This is a genomic window from Caballeronia ptereochthonis, from assembly GCF_001545075.1.
In the GTDB taxonomy this organism is placed as follows: Bacteria; Pseudomonadota; Gammaproteobacteria; order Burkholderiales; family Burkholderiaceae; genus Caballeronia; species Caballeronia ptereochthonis.
On the sequence record NZ_FCOB02000099.1, the window covers coordinates 1 to 1,103 of the forward strand.

General features: G+C 62.3%; 1 protein-coding gene. It reads left to right on the top strand.

The window, feature by feature from the left end; translation table 11 throughout:
* The coding region (gene prpC, locus AWB83_RS35615; protein WP_143750170.1) for a bifunctional 2-methylcitrate synthase/citrate synthase at positions 1-1,103 on the top strand (1,103 nt) is incomplete at both ends.

Consider the following 1,103-nt stretch of genomic DNA (forward strand, 5'->3'; position numbering starts at 1 on the left):
GGCGGTTTCAAGCCGAAGAAATCCGTCGCGCTGTCGGGCGTGACGGCGGGCAATACCGCGCTGTGCACGGTCGGCCGCACCGGCAACGATTTGCACTATCGCGGCTACGACATTCTCGATGTCGCGACGACCAGCGAGTTCGAGGAAATCGCTTACCTGCTCGTGCACGGCAAGCTGCCCAACGCGGCGGAACTGAAGGCGTACAAGACGAAGCTCAAGGCGCTGCGCGGTCTGCCCGCGAACCTCAAGGCCGCGCTCGAATGGATTCCCGCCTCCGCGCATCCGATGGACGTGATGCGCACCGGCGTCTCCGTGCTCGGCACGATCCTGCCCGAGAAGGACGATCACAACGTGCACGGCGCGAAGGATATCGCCGATCGGCTGATGGCTTCGCTCGGCTCGATGCTGCTCTACTGGTATCACTACTCGCACAACGGCAGGCGCATCGAAGTCGAAACCGATGACGATTCCATCGGCGGTCATTTCCTGCATCTGCTGCATGGTGTCGAGCCGTCGAAGTCGTGGGTCGATGCGATGCATGTGTCGCTCAATCTCTACGCCGAGCACGAGTTCAACGCATCGACGTTCACCGCGCGCGTGATCGCGGGCACGGGCTCGGACATGTATTCGGCGATCACCGGCGCGATCGGCGCGCTGCGCGGCCCGAAGCACGGCGGCGCCAACGAGGTCGCGTTCGAAATCCAGTCGCGCTATCAGACGCCCGATGAAGCGGAAGCCGACATCAAGCGTCGCGTGGAAAACAAGGAAGTCGTGATCGGCTTCGGCCACCCGGTCTACACGATCTCCGATCCGCGCAACAAGGTCATCAAGGAAGTCGCGAAGAAGCTCTCGAAGGAAGCGGGCGACACCAAGCTCTTCGACATCGCCGAGCGGCTCGAATCGGTAATGTGGGACGCCAAGAAGATGTTCCCCAACCTCGACTGGTTCAGCGCGGTGTCGTATCACATGATGGGCGTGCCCACGGCCATGTTCACGCCGCTGTTCGTGATCTCGCGCACCTCGGGGTGGAGCGCGCACATCATCGAGCAGCGCATCGACAACAAGATCATCCGGCCGAGCGCGAATTACACCGGTCCGGAGAA